We start from the raw sequence: 20,038 nt of genomic DNA on the forward strand, positions 1-20,038 counted from the left end.
ACTTTATGAGGGGGTTGGGTTCGCCCACCCCCACACCCGGTACCCACCTCAAAGGAGAGAGACATGACCGTCTACGCAGCCCCCGGCACCGCCGACTCCCTGGTCACCTTCAAGTCCCGCTACGAACACTTCATCGGCGGCGAATGGGTAGCCCCCGCAGAAGGCCAGTATTTTGAAGACGTTTCCCCCGTCAACGGCAAGCCCTTCGCAGAAGTAGCCCGAGGCACCGCAGCCGATATCGAAAAGGCTATTGACGCCGCAGAAAAGGCCTTTGAAACCTGGGGCAAGACCTCACCGGCCCAGCGGGCGTCCATCCTGCTCAAGATGGCCCAGATCATGGAGGACAACCTCGAAAAGCTCGCTGTCGTAGAGACATGGGAAAACGGTAAGCCCGTCCGCGAGACCCTGGCCGCCGATATCCCCCTGGGCGTCGACCACCTGCGCTACTACGCGTCCGCTATTCGCACCCAGGAGGGCCGCCTGTCCCAAATCGACGAGGACACCGTCGCCTACCACTTCCACGAACCCCTGGGCGTTGTAGGCCAGATCATCCCCTGGAACTTCCCCATCCTGATGGCCATCTGGAAGATTGCCCCCGCCCTGGCCGCAGGTAACACCGTCGTCCTCAAGCCCGCCGAGCAGACCCCTGTCTCCGTGCTCTACCTGGTTGAGCTCTGGCAGGACCTCCTCCCCGCCGGTGTCCTCAACATCGTCAACGGCTTCGGCCCCGAGGCCGGTGCTGCCCTTTCCGGCAACAAGCGGATCCGCAAGATCGCTTTCACCGGCGAAACCACTACCGGCTCCATCATCATGAAGGCAGCCGCCGAGAACATCATCCCCGTCACCCTGGAACTGGGCGGCAAGTCCCCCAACATCTTCTTTGCCGACGTCGCCGCCGAAAAGGATTCCTTCTACGACAAGGCTCTTGAAGGTTTTGCCTCCTTCGGCCTCAACCAGGGCGAGGTCTGCACCTGCCCCTCCCGCGCCCTGATCCAGAAGCCCATCCACGACTCCTTCCTGGAGGCCGGTATTGAGCGCGTCAAGGCCATGAAGCAGGGCAACCCCCTCGACACCGAAACCATGGTGGGTGCCCAGGCGTCCAAGGAGCAGTGGGACAAGATTACCGGCTACCTCAAGGTCGGTAAGGACGAGGGCGCCGACGTCCTGGTGGGTGGCGAAGCCTGCGACCTGGGCGGCGACCTTTCCGACGGCTGGTACATCCAGCCCACCGTCTTTGCCGGTAACAACGACATGCGGATTTTCCAGGAGGAAATCTTCGGCCCGGTCCTGGCAACCACCTCCTTCACCGATTTTGATGAGGCCATGCGTATTGCCAACAACACCGACTACGGCCTGGGCGCCGGCGTCTGGTCCCGTGACCAGAACACCGCTTACCGGGCAGGACGCGCCATCCAGGCTGGCCGCGTCTGGGTCAACAACTACCATAACTACCCGGCCCACGCAGCCTTCGGTGGTTACAAGAAGTCCGGTATTGGCCGTGAGACCCACCTGATGATGCTGGCCCACTACCAGCAGACCAAGAACATGCTGGTCAGCTACTCAGAGAAGCCCATGGGCCTCTTCTAAGAGGTAACTTTCGCGGTAGGCCCGGCTCACGCTCGCTACTGACTCTCTCGTCTGGTTCGCTATCACTCACATGACGATTCATACCAGACCCAGCCAGTAGCTTCGCTGTGAGCCGGGCCCTTCCCGTGTCTAGGGAGGTATTGAGCTCTTGAAAATTTCAGGGGCGTGAACCCCACTAGACTGGTAGCCATGCAGAACTCTACTGAACCTACAGCCACCACAGGCGAGCAGCCGGTGCGGCTGATTCTGGCCTCCTCCTCCCCTGCCCGCAAGAAGCTCTTGGAGGACGCCGGCGTCCGCTTCACCGTCATTGTAAGTGACGTGGACGAGGACGCTGCCCTCCTCGAAGCCCAGCAAGAGGCCCAGGCAGCGGGTCTAGGTCCCATCAGCCCAGCCCAAACAGCCCAGCTCCTAGCCAAGGCTAAGGCCCGGGCTGTTGCGGCCCTGCCCGAGGCAGCCGGTGCCCTGGTCCTGGGCTGCGATTCTGTCTTTGAGCTCGACGGGGTGGCCTACGGCAAGCCCGGGAGCGCCGAAGTGGCCCTGGAGCGGATCACCTCCATGAGCGGCCGCAGCGGCCAGCTCCACACCGGCCACTGGCTGGTTGATACCCGCGCAGGCTTTGAGAAAGCGGCAGAGGTCGGTGAGCTTCGCACCGCAACCGTCCACTTTGATACCTTTAGCCCGGAAGAAGCTCAGCGGTATGTCGCCACGGGTGAACCCATCTGGGTGGCAGGTTCCTTCACCATCGACGGGTTCGGGGCGGCCTTCATTCGGGGTGTTGAAGGCGAATACCACACAATTGTGGGGCTCTCTGTTCATGCACTTCGTACAATGCTGGGCTCCTTCGGTGTTTCAATCACCGACATTTGGAAAAAATCGCGATAAATTTCAAGATGCAGGTTTTTCTACTAGCCCCAAGCAGGTAGAGCCAAGACCGGAGCCCCACCCCGGGCCTGGTTCCCCAACTGAGGAGCGTCCGTGACTGAATCCAAGACCCAGAGCTTCACCCAGGTACAGGGCCGCCACACCGGCCCCGTCACCAAGGTACTCATTGCCAACCGTGGCGAAATCGCCGTGCGTGTGATCCGTGCTGCCCAGGATGAAGGCCTGGCAACTGTTGCCGTCTACGCCGACCCCGACCGCGAGGCCCAGCACGTCCTTTTGGCTGACGAGTCCTACGCCCTGGGCGGGTCAACGGCGGCTGAGTCCTACCTGGTCATGGATAAGCTCCTGGAGGTTGCCCGCCGATCCGGCGCTGACGCCGTCCACCCCGGCTATGGCTTTTTGTCTGAGAACGCCCAGTTCGCCCAGCAGGTCATCGACGCTGGCCTCACCTGGATTGGCCCCTCACCTGAGTCGATTACCCGCCTGGGCGATAAGGTAGCTGCCCGCCATATTGCCGAGAAGGTGGGCGCTCCCCTGGTGCCGGGCACCAAGGACCCCGTCAAGAGCGCAGCTGAGGTTGAGGCTTTTGCGGACGAGCACGGCCTCCCCTTGGCGATCAAGGCGGCTTTCGGTGGTGGCGGCCGAGGCATTAAGGTCGCCCGTGAACGTGAGGGCATTGGGGAGCTCTACGAGTCTGCCGTCCGTGAGGCTATTGCTGCTTTCGGTCGCGGTGAGTGCTTTATCGAGCGCTTCCTCGATTCCCCCCGCCATGTGGAAACCCAGTGTCTGGCTGATGCCCACGGCAACGTCGTCGTTGTATCAACCCGTGACTGCTCCCTGCAGCGCCGCAACCAGAAGCTGGTGGAAGAGGCCCCTGCCCCCTACCTAACCGAAGAGCAGAACGAGCGCCTTTACGAGGCCTCCAAGGCGATTCTGCAGGAGGCTGGCTACCAGGGTGCCGGAACCTGTGAGTTTTTGGTTGGCACCGACGGCACCATCTCCTTCCTTGAAGTCAATACCCGTCTGCAGGTAGAGCACCCGGTGTCAGAAGAGGTCACCGGCATTGACCTGGTCCGTGAGCAGTTCCGTATTGCCCGTGGCGAGGCCATCAGCCCGGTAGACCCGGAGGTACGCGGCCACTCCTTTGAGTTCCGCATCAACGGTGAGGACGCCGGCCGCAACTTCATGCCCTCCCCCGGCACCATTGACAAGCTGGTTGTTCCGACTGGCCCCGGCGTGCGCTGGGACGCTGGCGTGATTGCTGGCGATACCGTCAGCGGCAACTTCGACTCCATGATCGCCAAGCTCATTGTCACCGGTGCTACCCGCGAGCAGGCCCTGCAGCGGGCCCGTCGCGCCCTGGGCGAGCTCGTCATTGAGGGTATGCCCACCGTCGCTAACTTCCACCGCCTGGTCATTGACGACCCGGCCTTTGCCCCCGGACCCGAGGGCAAGTTCACGGTTCACACCCGCTGGATCGAAACCGAGTTCCAAAACACCCTGCCCGCCTATGACGGCGCTCTTTCCCTGGCTGAGGCCGACGAAGAACGCCAGAAGATCACGGTTGAAGTCAACGGCAAGCGCATGGAGGTCGTCCTGCCCAACCTTGGAACAGGTGCCCCCAAGGCTGCTGCAGCAGCCAAGAGCCGCAAGTCCAGGTCAGCCCGGGGTGGGGCGTCCGGCGCTGCCCACAGCAATGAGCTGACCAGCCCCATGCAGGGCACCATCGTGAAGGTTGCCACCAAGGACGGAGCCAAGGTAGCCGAAGGCGACCTGATTGTGGTCCTTGAAGCCATGAAGATGGAGCAGCCCATCACCGCCCACAAGGCAGGTAAGGTCACCGGCCTCAAGCTCAAGGCGGGCGACACTGTCTCTGCTGGGGCAATTATCGCCACCATCAAGTAGGTCCTGGGTTCCAGGACGACACAGGGGTGGGTAGCACTCCAGACGGCAGGAGCCGGGGGCAGAGAGGTCACCGGCAGGAGGTCGCCTGAGGGAAAGCTACCCACCCCTAACACTTGCCCACATATTGGGATTTGAGTTTCACATAGAGAACCCCAGGTTTACAGTGATAAACGCACAAACACTATCACTAACCACGGAGTTCCTTGTGAGCGCACCAGTTACCGAGCAGGTTTCACCTAACCAGCCTGCAGATACCACCGTGCCCCGCAGCCGCGTCATCATGGCGTCCCTGATCGGCACCACCATCGAGTTCTACGACTTCTACATCTATGCCACCGCGGCCGTTGCAGTCTTCCCCGCCCTCTTCTTCACCGGCGAGGACGAAACCGCCAAACTTCTTGCCTCCATGGCAACTTTCGGCGCAGCCTTCATCGCCCGCCCCATCGGCTCCATCGTCTTCGGCCACTTCGGCGATAAGGTCGGCCGCAAGGCCACCCTGGTCGGCGCCCTGCTGACCATGGGCCTAGCCACCTTCCTCATCGGCCTGCTGCCCACCTACTACCAGATTGGCCTCTGGGCCCCCGCCATGCTCACCATCCTGCGCTTCTGCCAGGGCCTAGGCCTCGGCGGCGAATGGTCAGGTGCCGCCCTGCTCGCCACCGAATACGCCGAAGAAGGCAAGCGAGCCCGCGCCGCCATGTGGCCCCAGCTCGGCGCCCCGTTCGGCTTCATCCTCGCCAACGGCTTCATGCTCCTCTTGACCCTCTCCATGGGCTTTACCTCCCTGGCCGCCGGTGACACCATCGACCACAACTTCCTCGTCTGGGGCTGGCGTATCCCCTTCATCGCCTCCATCGTCATGGTCGCCGTAGGCCTCTACGTCCGCTTCAAGCTCGAAGAAACCCCCGTCTTCAAGCAGGCCCTCGAAAAGGACGAAAAGGTCAAGACCCCCCTCGCCGAGGCCTTCAAGGTCGCCTGGTGGCCCATGATCCAGGGCACCTTCATCATGCTCGCCACCTACGTGCTCTTCTACCTCATGACCGCCTGGATCCTCTCCTTCGGCATCGGCAAGGTCGAAAAGGGCGGCCTGGGCATCGCCTACCGTGAGTTCCTCATCATCCAGATCATCACCATCCTCTTCTTCGCCGCCATGGTCCCGGTCTCCGGCTGGCTGGCAGACCGCTTCGGCCGCCGCTCCTCCCAGCTGGTCATCACCGCCGGTATTATCGCCTTCGGCCTGTCCTTCGGTATCCTCATGGACCCGGCTGTCGTCGGCACCGGCGAGGACGCCAACACCGGCCGCATCGTCCTCTTCATGGCCATCGGCATGACCCTCATGGGCCTAACCTTCGGCTCCATGAGCGCCTACCTGCCCGAGCTCTTCCCCACCAACGTCCGCTACACCGCCTCCGGTATCAGCTACAACGTCTCCTCAATCCTGGGCGCAGCCCTGACCCCCTACGCGGCGGTCTGGCTCAACGCCAACGGCGGTGTGGGCGCTGTTGGCCTCTACCTAGCTGGCGCGGCCGTCCTGACCTTCATCTTCATGGCCATTACCCACGAAACCCGTGATGTGGACCTGACCACCATGGCCCGCACTAAGTAGGTTTAAGGATTTAGACCAAAGGTAGGCCGGGCTCGCGCTCGCTGCCGACCCTCTCGCCGGTTCGCTAGCGCTCACAAGGCGATTCACGCCAGCCCCGTGCCAGCAGCTTCGCTGCGAGCCCGCCCCACCCGTGCCTGTAGCCTCCATATACATTTAGGGCTAAGGCACCACCAAAAACCGCCCGTTCCTTCACGAGGGACGGGCGGTTTTATTATGGGTGACGCACTTACTGCATAGTGTGCAGCTGGCGGGCGGCTTCTGAGATCGAGCCGGTCAGCGAGGGGTAGACGGTAAAGGTTTCGGCAATATCGTCCACGTGTAGTTTCTTATCGACTGCTAGCGAGAGCGGGAAAATCAGCTCAGAGGCTCGGGGGCCCACCACCACCCCGCCGATGACGGTGCCAGAATGCTTGCGGGCAAAAATCTTGATGAAGCCGTCCTCCACCGCCATCATCTTGGCGCGGGGGTTGGTTGCCAGCGGCAGCATCACCATGTCAGCCTGGTACTTACCCGACTCGATTTCGCTCTGGCTGACGCCAACGGTCGCGATTTCAGGGGCCGTGAAAATGTTGGCGGCAACCTGGTGGGTACGCAGGGGCTTGACGATATCGCCCAGCATGTGCGAAACAGCAACACGGCCCTGCATAGCGGCCACGGAGGCCAGCGGGTAGACGCCGGTGCAGTCACCGGCAGCATAGATATTGGGGATGTTAGTGCGGGAGACGCGGTCAACATTGATGTGGCCGCTTTCGCTGACCTCAACCCCGGCAGCCTCAAGCCCCAGGTCTGCGGTATTGGGAATGGACCCAACAGCGATCAAAACGTGGGAGCCAGCCACCTTACGGCCGTCGCCCAGGGTGACAATGACGCCGTCGCCAGCCTCGTTGTAGCAGGCTGCCTCTGCGCGGGAGCGGGGCATAACGCGCACACCCTTGCGTTCAAAAACATTCTCCAGGACGGTGGCGGCGTCCTCGTCCTCGCCCGGCAGCACCCGGTCGCGGGAGGAAATCAGGGTGACCTGGGAGCCCAGCCCGTTGTAAGCCGAGGCGAATTCGGCACCGGTCACACCGGAACCCACCACGATCAGCTCCTCGGGCAGCTTGTCGAGCTGGTAGAGCTGGGTCCAGTTGAGAATCCGCTTGCCGTCAGGCTGGGCAGTCGGCAGTTCACGCGGGTGGGTGCCCACCGCCAGAATAATGAACTCGGTCGTCAAATCGTAGGTCAGGCCGGTGGAGTCAGTGACCTGCACCGTGTGCCGGTCTACCAGCTTGCCACGCCCCTCAATGACCTTAACCCCGTTCCTCTCCAGGGTGCGCTTAATGTCGTGGGACTGCTGGCGGGCCAAGTCGAGCAGGCGGGCATTCACCTTCGCCAAATCGACGGAAATCGGGGGTGGGGCGTCGTCCTCGCCCACAGAAATAGCAAGCTCCTGGGCCTTACCAAAACGGTTACGGGCGTCGGCACTAGCAATCAGGGTTTTGGAGGGGACGACGTCGGTGAGGACGGCTGAACCGCCCATGCCCTTATCTTCGATGATAGTGACATCGGCGCCATGGCTAGCTGCAACCAAAGCTGCTTCGTAGCCGCCAGGGCCGCCGCCGAGAATGATGATCTTGTGTGCGGTGTAATCAGTTTTTAGAGTCACCCTTTTATTGTGGCGTACATCCTACTTGTGCTCAACTTATGACCTTGCACCCTCGGCACCCTGTGTGGAGGTAGGCCGGGGACGGAGAGGGGCGGGTGGGAACGGAGAGGGGTAGTGGTGTAGGGGGTAGCGGGGTACCTCTTGCCCAGCCCCGCACAAGGTGAAGCCCCACAAGCACCGGCGCTAGGGGGTGCTCCATCAAGCCCGCGTGGATCGGGCCTGGCGGTGAATCACGACGAGCGCCCTGCGCGAGGAGTGAGAGCGGTTGCGGGCTGATGGAGCACTCCTGGCGCCGTGCCAACCTGCGCTATCTAGTCAAAGTCCAGTTTGGTAGCAAGCACCCTGCGCGAGGTGCGAGAGCCTAAAATCAAGGTTCTGGTCTTTGAGCAGACCGGGCGAGCGCCCTGCGCGAGGAGTGAGAGCGGTTGCGGGCTGATGGAGCACTCCTGGCGCCCTGCCTACCCCCTCCTGCTCTCCAGCACCCAGCGGCTAGGCTCCCAACAACCAGTTTGGTACGGTAGAGGTACTATGACTGACTCAAACATTACCGCTGTCTCAACCGCTGATCCCGCCTACCCTGCCCTGGCCCTAGCCCGCCAGGCGGCGGAGTTCATTGCTGAGAAGACCGGCGTTGAAAAGCACGACATTGCCCTGACCCTTGGCTCCGGGTGGGGCGAAGCTGCCTCCCTGATCGGTGAGACGACGCACGTCCTCTCTGCTGACGAAATACCCGGCTTCCACAAGGCTGCGGTAGCAGGCCACCCCGGCACCCTGACCTCCATTCTGACCGAGGGCGGCAAGCGGGCCCTGGTTATTGGGTCCCGTACCCACTACTACGAGCGCCGGGGCGTGGACGCTGTGGTTCACGGAGTCCGCACCGCAGCTGCAGCCGGTGCCCAGACCATGATCCTGACCAACGGCTGTGGCGGCCTCAACCCCGCCTACTCAGCCGGTGAGCCCGTCCTCATCTCCGACCACATCAATCTGACGGCCACCTCACCCCTGGCTGGGGCCCACTTTGTTGATTTGACCGACGTCTACTCCCCCCGCATTCGTGAAATCGCCCGGGGTATTGACCCGACCCTGCAGGAAGGCGTGTACGCCCAGTTCCCCGGCCCCCATTACGAGACTCCTGCCGAAGTCAAGATGGCCGGTATCTTGGGCGCTGACCTGGTGGGTATGTCCACTGCCCTTGAGGCAATCGCAGCCCGCGCCGCTGGCCTGGAGGTCTTCGGCATCTCCCTGGTCACCAACCTGGCCGCCGGCATTCAGGAAACCCCGCTCTCCCATGCCGAGGTCATTGAGGCTGGCCAGGCAGCTGGGCCCCGGATCTCCCGCCTGCTCGCTGACATTATCGCAGCCCTCTAAGATGGCCTAGCTGGACGCCCCCGCCCCGGTTCAGGTAAGCCGGGGCGGGACGTCCTGACCCCACCCTCTTCTTCAAGGAAAACACCATGACAACTGACCTATTGAAGCAGGCCCGCGCCTGGGCCGCTCTCGACCCTGACCCTGAAACCAAGGCCCAGCTTGAGGGCCTCATTGCCCAGGTAGAAGCCGGCGACGAGGCCGCAACCGCTGATCTGGCTGACCGTTTCTCAGGCACCCTGCAGTTCGGTACCGCTGGCCTGCGGGCAGAACTGGGGGCTGGCCCCATGCGGATGAACCGCGTCGTCGTCCAGCGGGCCGCCCAGGGCCTGGCTAACTATGCCACCGCCCGCGCCCAGGCCGAGGGCTGGGAGAAGATTTCTGCCGTCGTTGGCTTCGACGCCCGCAAGAACTCCGATATTTTCGCCCTTGACACTGCCGCTATTTTCACGGCCGCCGGTATTGCCGTCCAGCTCATGCCCTCTGCCCTGCCCACCCCCGTCACCGCCTGGGCAACCCGCGAATACGGGGCTGAAATCGGTGTCATGGTGACCGCCTCCCACAACCCGCCTAACGACAACGGCTACAAGGTCTACCTGGGCGGGGCAGCTGTTGAGCCCGGGGCCCGCGGCGCCCAGATCATTCCCCCCTACGACGGCGACATCGCCGCCGCCATTGCCGCCGTTGATACCCCGGTACTGGCAGAGGACGGCTGGGAGGTCCTGCCCGAGAGCGTAGCTGCCGACTACATCGCCCGCGTCACCCCCCTGGTCGAGCAGAAGGAACGCGACCTCAAGATCGTACTGACCCCCATGCACGGGGTAGGCGGTAAGACCGCTGAGGCTGTGCTGCATCAGGCCGGTTTCACCAACGTCACCCTGGTGCCCGAGCAGGCAGATCCCGACCCGAACTTCTCCACCGTAGCCTTCCCCAACCCCGAAGAGCCCGGAGCCCTCGACCTTGCCATGGCCCTGGCCGAAAAGATTGACGCCGACCTGATTATCGCCAACGACCCCGACGCCGACCGCGCCGCCTTTGCCGTCAAGCGAGACGGCACCTGGGCTATGCTGCGCGGCGACGAAACCGGTGCGATCCTAGCTACCCGGGTGCTGGCGTCCGTCACCAACCCGGCAGAAGCAACCTTCGCCAACTCGATTGTCTCCTCCCGCCTGGCAGGGGCCATCGCCAAGGCTGCAGGAGTAGCCCACTACGAAACCCTGACCGGCTTCAAGTGGATTGCCCGCGTCGATAACCTGACCTTCGGCTACGAAGAAGCCCTGGGCTACTGCGTCGACCACGCCCAGGTGCGCGACAAGGACGGCATCTCAGCCGCCCTGGTCATGGCCGATTATGCCCAGGAACTCAAGGACGCAGGCTCATCCTTCCCTGCCCTCCTCGATGAGATTGCCACCGAGCACGGCCTCTACGCCACCGACCAGCTCTCCGTGCGCGTCGACGACCTCGCCCAGATCCCGGCCATGATGAAGCGCCTACGCGCCACTCCCCCGGCTGAGCTGGCCGAATCGCCCGTCGTCGCCGTCGAAGACCTCACCGAGGGCACCGAAACCCTGCCTCCCACCGACGGCATGCGCTACTACACCGAGGACTCCACCCGAGTCATCGTCCGCCCCTCAGGCACCGAGCCTAAGCTCAAGTGCTACCTCGAAGTGGTCGTACCGGTCAGCGGGTCCGTCGCCGATGCCCGCCAGGTCGCTAGCACCAAACTGGCCCTGCTCAAGGCAGACATGACAGCAGCCCTAGGCCTCTAAGCCCCACCACACACAAAGGATTTAACTATGACTACCGAACTGACCCAGGCCGAACTCGCGGCCATGATTGACCACACCATCCTGGCCCCCTCCGCCTCTGAGGCCGATGTGCGCCGCCTCTGCGCCGAAGCCAAGCAGTACGGCTTCGCCTCCGTCTGCGCCAACCCCGTCTGGGCCCCCGTCCTGGCTGAAGAACTGGCTGGCTCCTCAGCCCTGCCCTGCGTGGTTGTAGGCTTCCCCTTCGGCGCGTCCGCCACCGAAGTCAAGGCTTTTGAGGCCAAGACCGCCGTTGAGGCCGGGGCCCGCGAGGTCGATATGGTGATCAACATTGCCGACGCCCGCGCAGGCAAGAAGGACGCCCTCGTAGCCGACATCAAGGCCGTCGCCGACGCCTGCCACGCCGGCGGGGCGATCCTCAAGGTCATTATTGAGACCTCCGAACTGACCGACGAGCAGAAGGTCCTGGCATGCCAGGCCTCCGTTGAGGCCGGGGCTGACTTCGTCAAGACCTCCACCGGCTACTCTTCTTCCGGCGCGACCGTCGAGGACATTGCCCTCATGCGGGCCACCGTCGGCCCCGATCTGGGGGTTAAGGCCTCTGGCGGCGTTCGTACCCGCGAAGATGCCCTGGCCATGATTGCCGCAGGCGCTACCCGCATTGGTGCCTCTAAGGGCATTGAAATCATTGGGGCCGGTCAGGCCGCTGAGGGCGGCTACTAAGTCTGAAACTACCGGTCATTTTGCTGACATGCTGGGTTCTCACCAGCCTGTCAGCTTATACTGGGAAGTAAAGTACACACACGAAGAAGGACTTCACCATGTCTTCACATTCATCAGCCAATGGCGCCCCCGAGCGCAACGGCACCCCCCAGTACTCAGGCACCAAGGAGCTGGGGTCAAACATCGCCCTGACCGTCTTCTGTTTCGCCCTGCTGCTGGCCTGCCTCTACACCCTGGGTATGTACCCGGAGGGTGGCTGGATGTGGTGGACCGTCGCGGTTCTGCTCTACGGCGTTACCTTTATTATTCCCCTCTGGTTCCTGCCTTCGAAGACCAACGAGAAGGTTCACACCGGCGGCGAGGATCTCTTCCTCAAGTAGGCCTTTCTGGCTGAGGGGGTGGCTCACCTGTAGCGGGTGGGCCACCCCCTTTTTTGTACCCTCCTACCGGTAGGTACCACTTAAAGCCGAAAAACCCACCTGGCTAGTGGGTTTTTCCGATTTAGATGGTACCTACTGATTAAGAGGCAGCGATACCGGCCTCAAAGATGGAATGGATGAACTGCTCCGTCCACTCCACCATAGCCCCATCCACCAGGTCCTTACCCCCCACGGCGGACGTCTTGGGGCGGGGAACCAGGATCTGCCAGTTCTCCGTCCCCGGAATCTGCCGGTACTGGGCCCCCGGGTACATACGCTCCAACCTCATTTGGCGGGAATCAGGCAGGTCATTGACCGGGAAGAACCGCACCTTGGGCCCCATCGCAACAATCTCAGTCAGCCCCACGGCCCGAGCCCGCTGACGCAGGGCCGCCACCTTAAAGAGGTTCTCCACCGGCTCAGGCGGGGTGCCGTAACGGTCCACCAGCTCCTCGTGGGCCTCCGCTAAATCCTCAGCCGTCTGGGCCTGGGCAATCTGACGGTAGGCCGATAGACGCAGGCGCTCCGACGCCACATAGTCATGCGGCATGTGGGCGTTGACCGGCAGGTCCACCTTAATCTCGGCAGGGGCCTCCTCCTGCTCCCCCCGGGCAAAGTTGGCCACGGCCTCCCCCACCAGGCGCAGGTAAAGGTCAAAGCCCACACCAGCTATGTGACCCGACTGTTCCCCGCCCAGCAGGTTACCGGCGCCGCGAATTTCCAGGTCCTTCATGGCCAGGCGCATACCGGCCCCCAGTTCGTTGTGGGTGGCCACCGCTTTCAGGCGCTCGTGGGCGACCTCGGTGAGCACCTTCTCAGCCGGGTAGAGGAAGTAGGCGTAGGCGCGTTCCCGGCCACGACCCACACGTCCGCGCAGCTGATGGAGCTGGGACAGGCCGTAATTCTGGGCCTGGTCCACAATCAGGGTGTTGGCGTTTGAGATATCCAGGCCAGTTTCGACGATGGTGGTGGACACCAGCACGTCGAACTTGCGTTCCCAGAAGTCCACAATAATTTTTTCCAGGCGGGACTCGCTCATACGCCCGTGGGCCACGGCGATGCGGGCCTCGGGCACCAGCTTCTGGATCTCATTGGCGGCTTCGTCAATACTGGACACCCGGTTGTGCACCACAAAGACCTGGCCCTCGCGCATAAGTTCACGGCGGATGGCAGCGGTAATCTGCTTGTCGGTGCGGGGCCCGACGAAGGTGAGGACGGGGTGGCGTTCCTCGGGCGGGGTAGCCAGGGTGGAGGTCTCGCGGATACCTGTTAGGGACATCTCCAGGGTGCGCGGAATGGGGGTGGCGCTCATGGCCAGCACGTCCACGTTGGTGCGCATGGTCTTGAGCTTTTCCTTGTGTTCCACGCCGAAGCGCTGTTCTTCGTCGATAATGACCAGGCCCAGGTCCTTCCAGTCCACCGATTCGGAGAGAATACGGTGGGTGCCGACGACCACGTCGACCGACCCGTTCTTAATACCTTCGGCGATTTCTGCTGATTCCTTGGCTTTTTGGAAGCGGGAGAGCACCTTGATGGAAACGGGAAAGCCCGAGAAACGCTCGGTGAAGGTTTCGTAGTGCTGCTGGGCTAGCAGGGTGGTGGGGACGAGGACGGCCACCTGTTTGCCGTCCTGAACGGCCTTGAAGGCGGCACGGACGGCGATTTCGGTCTTGCCGTAGCCCACGTCGCCTGAGATCAGGCGGTCCATGGGGATTTCGCGTTCCATGTCGGCCTTGACCTCGTTGATGGCCACCAGCTGGTCGGGGGTTTCGTTGTAGGGGAAGGCCTCTTCCAGTTCCCGCTGCCAGGGGGTGTCGGGGCCGAAGGCGTGGCCGCGGGAAGCCTGGCGGGCTGAGTAGAGTTTGATGAGGTCAGCAGCGATTTCCTTGACGGCCTTGCGGGCCTTGGACTTAGTCTTGGCCCAATCGGAGCCACCCATCTTGGACAGCACCGGGGCGTCCCCGCCCACATAGTTGGAGACGAGGTCGAGCTGGTCGGAGGGCACGAAGAGGCGGTCCTTGGGTCCGCCCCGCTTGGAGGGGGCGTATTCCAGCACCAGGTATTCCTTCATGGGTTTGGGCTGGCCGGGCATGACGGTTGCCCCGGCGATGGGGCGTTGGATGAGCTCAACGAACTGGCCGATGCCGTGCTGTTCGTGGACCACGTAGTCCCCGGCTGAAAGGCTCATGGGGTCGACGGCGTTCTTGCGGCGGCGTACCGGCATTTTGCCGCTGCGGAGGTCGCGGGTGGCGTAGGGGCTGGTGCGGCCCAGAATATCGGCCTCGGTGAGCAGGCCCAGTTTTTCCTCGTCCATCATGAAGCCGCGGCCCATGGAGGCGGTGGTGAGTTCTAGGATTCCGGCTTCGGGCAGGTCGGTGAGGGTGTCGACGCGGGCGGCGGGGATCTCGGCTTCCTGGAAGAGGTCGAGCAGGCGGGTGAGCGGGCCGGGGCCGTCGGTGACGACGGTGATCCGCCAGCCGTCCTTGATTTTTTTGCCGACTTCTTCGACGAGTTCGGGGACGTTCCCGGCGTAGGTGTGGGGGGCGCGGGCAGCCAGCTGGACCGAGTCGACCCCGTCGTCGATGGTGTCGTCGACACCCAGGGCTGTGGTGGCCCACCAGCCGAAGCCCCGAGCGAGGGCGTCCTGGCGGGTGGCGGAGAGGGTGCGGAAGGACCCTGCGGCTAGCCCGTCGGCCCCGGCTGATCCGAGGTCGATGGGGGTGTCGGTGGTGTCGGTGACGGAGTCCCAGGCGGCGAGGAGGAACTCCTGGTTGGTGGCCACCAGGTCGGTGGCGCGGGAGCGTACTTTTTCTGGTTCGAAGACCAGGGGTAGGGAGCCTGCCGGTAGGTGGTCGAAGAGGGTGACCATGTCATCGACGAGGAGGGGGATCAGGGATTCCATGCCCTCGACGTAGATTCCGCCTGCGATTTTCTCTAGCATGGCGGCTGCCCCGGGGTAGTCCTTTTTGAGGCGGGCTGCCTTGCTCATGACGGTGGGGGTGATGAGCAGTTCGCGGCAGGGCAGGGCGGTGAGGGTGGTGGGTGCCTGGGTGCTGGTGAGGGTGCGCTGGTCGGCGACGGAGAACCAGCGGATGGACTCTACCTCGTCGCCGAAGAATTCGATGCGGGCCGGGTGGTTGGCGGTGGGGGAAAAGACATCGAGGATTCCGCCGCGCACGGCGAATTCTCCGCGTTTGGAGACGAGGTCGACGCGGTTGTAGGCAGCTGCGGCCAAGTCTTTAACGGTCTGGTCGAAGTCGAGGTCGGCCCCGACGGTAAAGGTGACCGGTTGCATGGCTTCTAGGCCGGCGACGAGTGGTTGCAGCACCGCGCGGACGGGGGCGACCAGGACGCGGGGGGCGGCGCCGTCCTGGCCGGTGAGGGAGCGGAGCACAGAGAGGCGGGCCCCGACGGTGTCGCTGCGCGGGGATAGCCGCTCATGGGGCAGGGTTTCCCAGGCGGGGAAGAGGGCAACCTCACCGGGTTCGAGCAGGGAGGTGAGGGCGGTGACGGTGTCTTCAGCTTCGCGGTCGGTGGCGGTGATGGCCAGGACGAGCGGGCCCGGCTGATCGTGTTCCCCGGCAGGGAGGTGCCGGGCTAGACCGGCAAGGACGAAGGGGCGGGCCCCGTCGGGGGTGCCGATGACAAGCTCGTCGGTGCGGGCTGCCGGTTGTACCTGAGCCTGACGCATAATGTTGGCGTAGGTAGTTTCGCCGGTGAGTGCCTGGGTAAGTCCGGTCAGTGCCATGGGTTTCTTTCTGCCGTGAAAAAGGGTCGGTCTAAGCCAGGTTCCAGTATCTCACAGCACCAGCTGTCGCCCGGGGGAGGGTCTTCTGGTGGGCAGGGGCGGCAACACGCCCGAAAGTGTGACTAAGAGGGAGGGACCTTTTTCTCTGATCTCTAGGTGTTTTAGTTCCTTGTACCGTAAAATATTGGCAAGGTATGTTTGCATAGAACACTAGGGGTTGTATGCGGTTCCCAGATCCAGCTCTTCGCACCGGCTGCCTGGGATAAGGCACATACCTGTTTTCGCCTGCCTCGGCAGGTTACTGTTTCGCACAAATTTGTATTAGGGACTTATGAATATTCGTGGGATTATGACGCCCGTATCAGGTGGCCCTGCGCGTCCATCGCGCTGGCTGGCCCTCGGCCTCCTCTCTGTTCTGGCACTTTCAGCCTGTGGAGGCCCCAGCGACCTCTCCGCCTCAACAGCAGACGCTTCAGCTTCTGCGTCCAGCAGCTCCTCTGCTTCTTCTGCTTCAGCTTCCTCTGAAGCTGCTGCAAGTGCTTCTGCTGAAGGCCAGGAGTCAGGTACCTCAGACCAGTCTCAGTCCGCTGAGGCCCAGGAAAGCTCCAACGCCGAGTCAGAAGGTGGGCAGGCCACCGATGAGGCACCTGCTGACCTCACCGAAAACGGCCAGGCTGCTGAAGCCCTAGCGAATGCTGAAGAAATCAAGCTGGATGCAGAGGAAGTCAAGACCACCGAGAACCTGCTCGGCAATGTCCAGGACGTCCTGTCTTCCGTTCAGGCCCAGCCTGAGGCTCCCCTGCTCGACGGCAACGCTGACACCCTCGAAGGTGAGCAGAGCGTGACCAACCCCAGCGACTACCTCTCCGATGAGGTTGAGGCCAAGCTCAAGGAATCCACTACCGGTTCAGCCTTTGACCAGTACGTCAACGCGGCCCTGGAGTATAGCCTCAATGGCTGGAAGACCAGCGGCAAGCCCAAGGTTGTTGGAACCCCCAAGATGAGTGAAGGTAAGTACAACGGCCAGGATGCCAAGTTCCTGGAGGTCTGCCTGGATGCCTCAGACGTCAAGGTTGAGGACGGCGCAGGAAACGTACTGACGAATAACCAGCATGCCCGCTCCCTCAACATTTTCACCCTGGTACAAGACGGCGGATCATGGAAAATTGCCTCCCATGACTTCCCCAACAACGCAGATTGCTAAAGACTTCCATGAATTTCAAGAAACCCTCCCTCCTCACTAAGCTCGTGGTTGGTGCCGTTGCCCTGGGCGTCGGCGTCTCCGTGATCCCCGGCGCTATCGCCAACGACGACTACGTCGCCAACGGCCTGACCGAGTCCACCGCTGCCGCCTCCTGCTGGGAGATCAAGCAGAACGACCCCGAATCCAAGTCCGGCTCCTACTGGCTCTGGACCCCCGAAATGGACGCCCCCGCCCAGTTCTACTGCGACCAGGAAACCAATGGTGGCGGCTGGGTCATGATCGGCCGCGGCCGTGAGGGCTGGAGCGAAGACTACACCGGACGCGGTAACGCAGCCGAGCTGGCCTCCAACCCCGACGGCACGGACGCTTTCAACCCCGTCCAGCTGCCCTCCAAGACCATTGACGCCCTCATGGGTGACACCCAGGTCAAGGACCTGCCCGGCGGCCTGCTCTTCCGTCGTGCCGCTAACACCGCTGGCACCGAGTGGCAGAATGTCTACGCCACCCGCTCCAAGCTCGAAGACTGGTCCTGGGCCCTGGCCGTCTACCACCCCTGGACTAACTTCACCTTTGACAATGCCCCCTCCCAGGGTGCTGACGCCACCTACGCCTCAGCTGTTCACCGCATTGCCAACTTCAACAACGGCACCAACACCATGATTTTTGCCGGCCGTAAGGACCAGGCCTGGAAGCTGGGCTTCTCCTACGGTGCTGCCGTCACCGGCCAGAACTCCCCTGACTCCTACATCTGGTCCAACACCAACGGCCTGGGCAACGCTATCCCCTTCACCCAGGTCTTCATGCGCCCCCAGATCACCCAGGCTGACCTGAACCTGACCGACATCGCCGACTCCGGCCTGGAAGGACGCACCCAGCGGGCCCTGCCTGCCAACTACTCCTCCAAGGTCCTCTGGCGCACCTCAGACGTCACCGCCACCGGCAAGACCGGCGAGCTCAACACCTTCGTCCAGGCCTTTGCCCAGGTCGGTAACACTGTCTTCACCGGCGGCGACTTCGCCTACGTTGAAAACGCTGTGACCGGTGAGCGCGTCCAGCAGAAGTTCCTGGCTGGCTACGATGTCAACACCGGCGAACTGGTCCGCTCCTTCATGCCCAAGATTAACGGCCAGATCAAGGCCCTGGCTGAGCTGCCCGGCGGTCTGCTGGGCGTCGGCGGCGAGTTCACCGAAGTCAATGGCCAGCCCGCCAACGGTTTCGTCGTCCTCAACCCCGTCACCGGTGAAACCGACACCTCCCTGGGCTGGGATATCGTCAACCGCAACGCAGGTGGCGTCCCCTTCGTCAAGACCATCATCGTAGACGGCAACTACGTCTACATCGGCGGCTCCTTCACCCACGTCAAGGGCAAGACCTCCAACGTCTACGCCTACTCCAAGAACGCAGCCCGTTTCCGTATCGCAAACGGCTCCGTCGACTGGACCTGGCGCCCCATCACCAACGGCACCGTCAACGGTATCGCCCCCAGCGCCGACGGCGTCGCCCTGGCTGGCTACTTCACCACCGCCACCGACAACAAGGACGCCTGGAAGCTGGCCTACGTCAACACCACCAACGGAAAACTGGCCCAGGACTGGAAGTGGCGCCTAGCCTACCGCGACACCAACCGCCGTGTCTCTGACGGCTTCCAGTTCGACGTCATCGACGCCGGCAACGGCACCCTCTGGGCTGGCGGCGCCGAGCACATGGTAGCCCAGTACAGCAAGAGCAACGTCTCTTCCCGCCTGTCCTCCTCCATCACCCGTGAAGGTGGCGACTTCCAGGACCTGCACCTCGACGGTGACGTCCTCTACGCCTCTTGCCATTGTGGCGACTACGTCCTCAACGGCTCAGAAAACTCAGGTAGCCCCTGGAACGACGCAGGCTACTACAGCGTCGATACCATCCGCCTGGCCTTCGCAATTGACGCCAACACCGGCGAAACCATCTCCGAATTCTCCCCCAACCTGCGCGGGGCCCGTGGCCACGGCGTCTGGGGCATGTTCGTAGACTCCACCGGCACCTTCTGGGCTGGCGGCGACATCACTAAGTCCCTGGGCTACAACGGCGTCCAGTCAACCGTCGGCTTCGCCCGATTCGCCCCCCGCGACTCAGCAGCCCCGGCTGTTGCCTCCAACCTGGCAGTCACCACCGACGGCACCGAGGACAAGCTGACCTGGACCGGCGTCACCGAACGCGGTGTCACCTACCAGATCCTGCGGAACAACCGCGTGATTGCCTCCACCGCCTCCACTAATATCACCCTGCCTGCCAGCGAGAACGCCCGCTACTTCGTGCGCGTCGCTGACACCAACGGCAACATCTCAGCAACCACCCCGGTTGCCACCCCCGTTGCCACCGCAGCACCCACTACCGCAGCCCCCACCACTGAGGCTCCCGCTACCACCCCCGTAGCCCCGGCACCTGAAGCTACCCCCACCGCCGCTGCCACCACCGCAGCCGCAACCGGCGAAGCTGCCATCAAGCCCATCGAAGAGGCTGCCAACGAAGCTGGTGCCCCCGCCGTCCAGGACAACGAAGCTCCCGTAGCCCCCGTTGAAGAGGTCGAAGCCGCCGCAGCAACCGACCAGCAGGTCATCACCTCCGGCGACACCTGGCGCACCGCCTTCACCCTCACCAACCAGTTCGACACCACCTGGCGCGGTACCGACTACAACTACGACACCGCCCGCTGGTTCGACGCCAAGACCTCCCTGGGTTGGGGTGAAGCCGGCGTGAACACCCGCGTCCAGTTCCCCATCAGCACCCAGCCCATGTCAGTCTTCTTCCGCAAGGAACTTGAACTGACCCCCGCAGCCAACCAGGAGCTCGTCCTGACCACCTACGCTGACGACGGCCTGGCCATCTACGTCAACGGTAAGGAAGTCCACCGCTCCAACCTGGCCGCAGACGCCTACCCCAACACCCCGGCCCAGGCCAAGGTAGACTTCACCCTCGCCCGTGCAACCCCGATCACCATCACGATCCCGGCAGCCGAGCTTAACCAGGGTAAGAACACCATCGCCGTTGAGGTCCACTCAGCAGCCCGCGGTGAGGCAACCACCTTCGACCTAGAGGCAACCCTCAAGACCCGCTAGGCACCCCTAACACAGCGAAACAACCGGTGGCCCCGACCAAACTTGGTCGGGGCCACCGGCTTTAAACCCCCAACCGAACTGGAACACTTA

At 62.9% G+C, this 20,038-nt stretch carries 12 protein-coding genes; 10 read left to right on the forward strand and 2 right to left on the reverse strand.

The annotated features are described in order from the left end of the window. Positions 1-63: 63 nt before the first annotated feature. The 4 genes from exaC (at position 64) to L7A15_RS05345 (ending at position 5,983) form a co-directional block, all read left to right on the forward strand. Positions 64-1,587 carry an acetaldehyde dehydrogenase ExaC gene (gene exaC / locus L7A15_RS05330; RefSeq protein ID WP_237208209.1) on the forward strand — a complete coding sequence of 508 codons (1,524 nt, stop codon included), beginning with the start codon at positions 64-66 and terminating at the stop codon, positions 1,585-1,587. Positions 1,588-1,776: 189 nt separating this feature from the next. Further along, the gene (locus L7A15_RS05335) at positions 1,777-2,472 is read left to right on the forward strand and encodes a Maf family protein (RefSeq protein WP_237212344.1); all 696 of its coding nucleotides are present in this window, start codon (positions 1,777-1,779) and stop codon (positions 2,470-2,472) included. A gap of 93 nt (positions 2,473-2,565) precedes the next feature. Further along, entirely contained in the window at positions 2,566-4,377 is a 1,812-nt protein-coding gene (locus L7A15_RS05340; protein WP_237212345.1) for an acetyl/propionyl/methylcrotonyl-CoA carboxylase subunit alpha, read from the forward strand. A 205-nt stretch (positions 4,378-4,582) separates the two neighbouring features. Further along, entirely contained in the window at positions 4,583-5,983 is a 1,401-nt protein-coding gene (locus L7A15_RS05345; RefSeq protein WP_237208207.1) for an MFS transporter, read from the forward strand. 226 nt (positions 5,984-6,209) lie between these two features. Here the strand turns inward: L7A15_RS05345 and L7A15_RS05350 are convergent, their stop codons facing one another. Next, complete coding sequence (locus tag L7A15_RS05350; protein WP_237208206.1) at positions 6,210-7,628, reverse strand: NAD(P)H-quinone dehydrogenase; 1,419 nt, start codon at positions 7,626-7,628, stop codon at positions 6,210-6,212. A gap of 528 nt (positions 7,629-8,156) precedes the next feature. On the opposite strand from L7A15_RS05350, the gene L7A15_RS05355 reads away from it, so the two are divergent. The 4 genes from L7A15_RS05355 to L7A15_RS05370 all read left to right on the forward strand — a co-directional run bounded on the left by L7A15_RS05355 (position 8,157) and on the right by L7A15_RS05370 (position 11,862). Further along, positions 8,157-8,996, forward strand: coding sequence for a purine-nucleoside phosphorylase (locus L7A15_RS05355; RefSeq protein WP_237189216.1), 840 nt, complete (start codon positions 8,157-8,159; stop codon positions 8,994-8,996). 86 nt (positions 8,997-9,082) lie between these two features. Continuing rightward, positions 9,083-10,762 carry a phospho-sugar mutase gene (locus L7A15_RS05360; protein ID WP_237208205.1) on the forward strand — a complete coding sequence of 560 codons (1,680 nt, stop codon included), beginning with the start codon at positions 9,083-9,085 and terminating at the stop codon, positions 10,760-10,762. Positions 10,763-10,789: 27 nt separating this feature from the next. After that, positions 10,790-11,482, forward strand: coding sequence for a deoxyribose-phosphate aldolase (deoC, locus tag L7A15_RS05365; protein ID WP_237189214.1), 693 nt, complete (start codon positions 10,790-10,792; stop codon positions 11,480-11,482). A 98-nt stretch (positions 11,483-11,580) separates the two neighbouring features. Then, entirely contained in the window at positions 11,581-11,862 is a 282-nt protein-coding gene (locus L7A15_RS05370; RefSeq protein WP_237189213.1) for a hypothetical protein, read from the forward strand. Between the two features lie 139 nt (positions 11,863-12,001). Here the strand turns inward: L7A15_RS05370 and mfd are convergent, their stop codons facing one another. Next, positions 12,002-15,649 carry a transcription-repair coupling factor gene (gene mfd / locus L7A15_RS05375; RefSeq protein ID WP_237208204.1) on the reverse strand — a complete coding sequence of 1,216 codons (3,648 nt, stop codon included), beginning with the start codon at positions 15,647-15,649 and terminating at the stop codon, positions 12,002-12,004. Between the two features lie 349 nt (positions 15,650-15,998). On the opposite strand from mfd, the gene L7A15_RS05380 reads away from it, so the two are divergent. Together L7A15_RS05380 and L7A15_RS05385 are read left to right on the forward strand one after the other, a co-directional pair. Beyond that, the gene (locus L7A15_RS05380; RefSeq protein WP_237208203.1) at positions 15,999-16,853 is read left to right on the forward strand and encodes a hypothetical protein; all 855 of its coding nucleotides are present in this window, start codon (positions 15,999-16,001) and stop codon (positions 16,851-16,853) included. An 8-nt stretch (positions 16,854-16,861) separates the two neighbouring features. Beyond that, positions 16,862-19,948, forward strand: a complete 3,087-nt coding sequence (locus L7A15_RS05385) for a fibrinogen-like YCDxxxxGGGW domain-containing protein (RefSeq protein WP_237212346.1) — start codon at positions 16,862-16,864, stop codon at positions 19,946-19,948. The last annotated feature ends 90 nt before the right edge of the window (positions 19,949-20,038 follow it).

This window comes from Rothia nasimurium (assembly GCF_928391935.1).
In the GTDB taxonomy this organism is placed as follows: domain Bacteria; phylum Actinomycetota; class Actinomycetes; order Actinomycetales; family Micrococcaceae; genus Rothia; species Rothia nasimurium_D.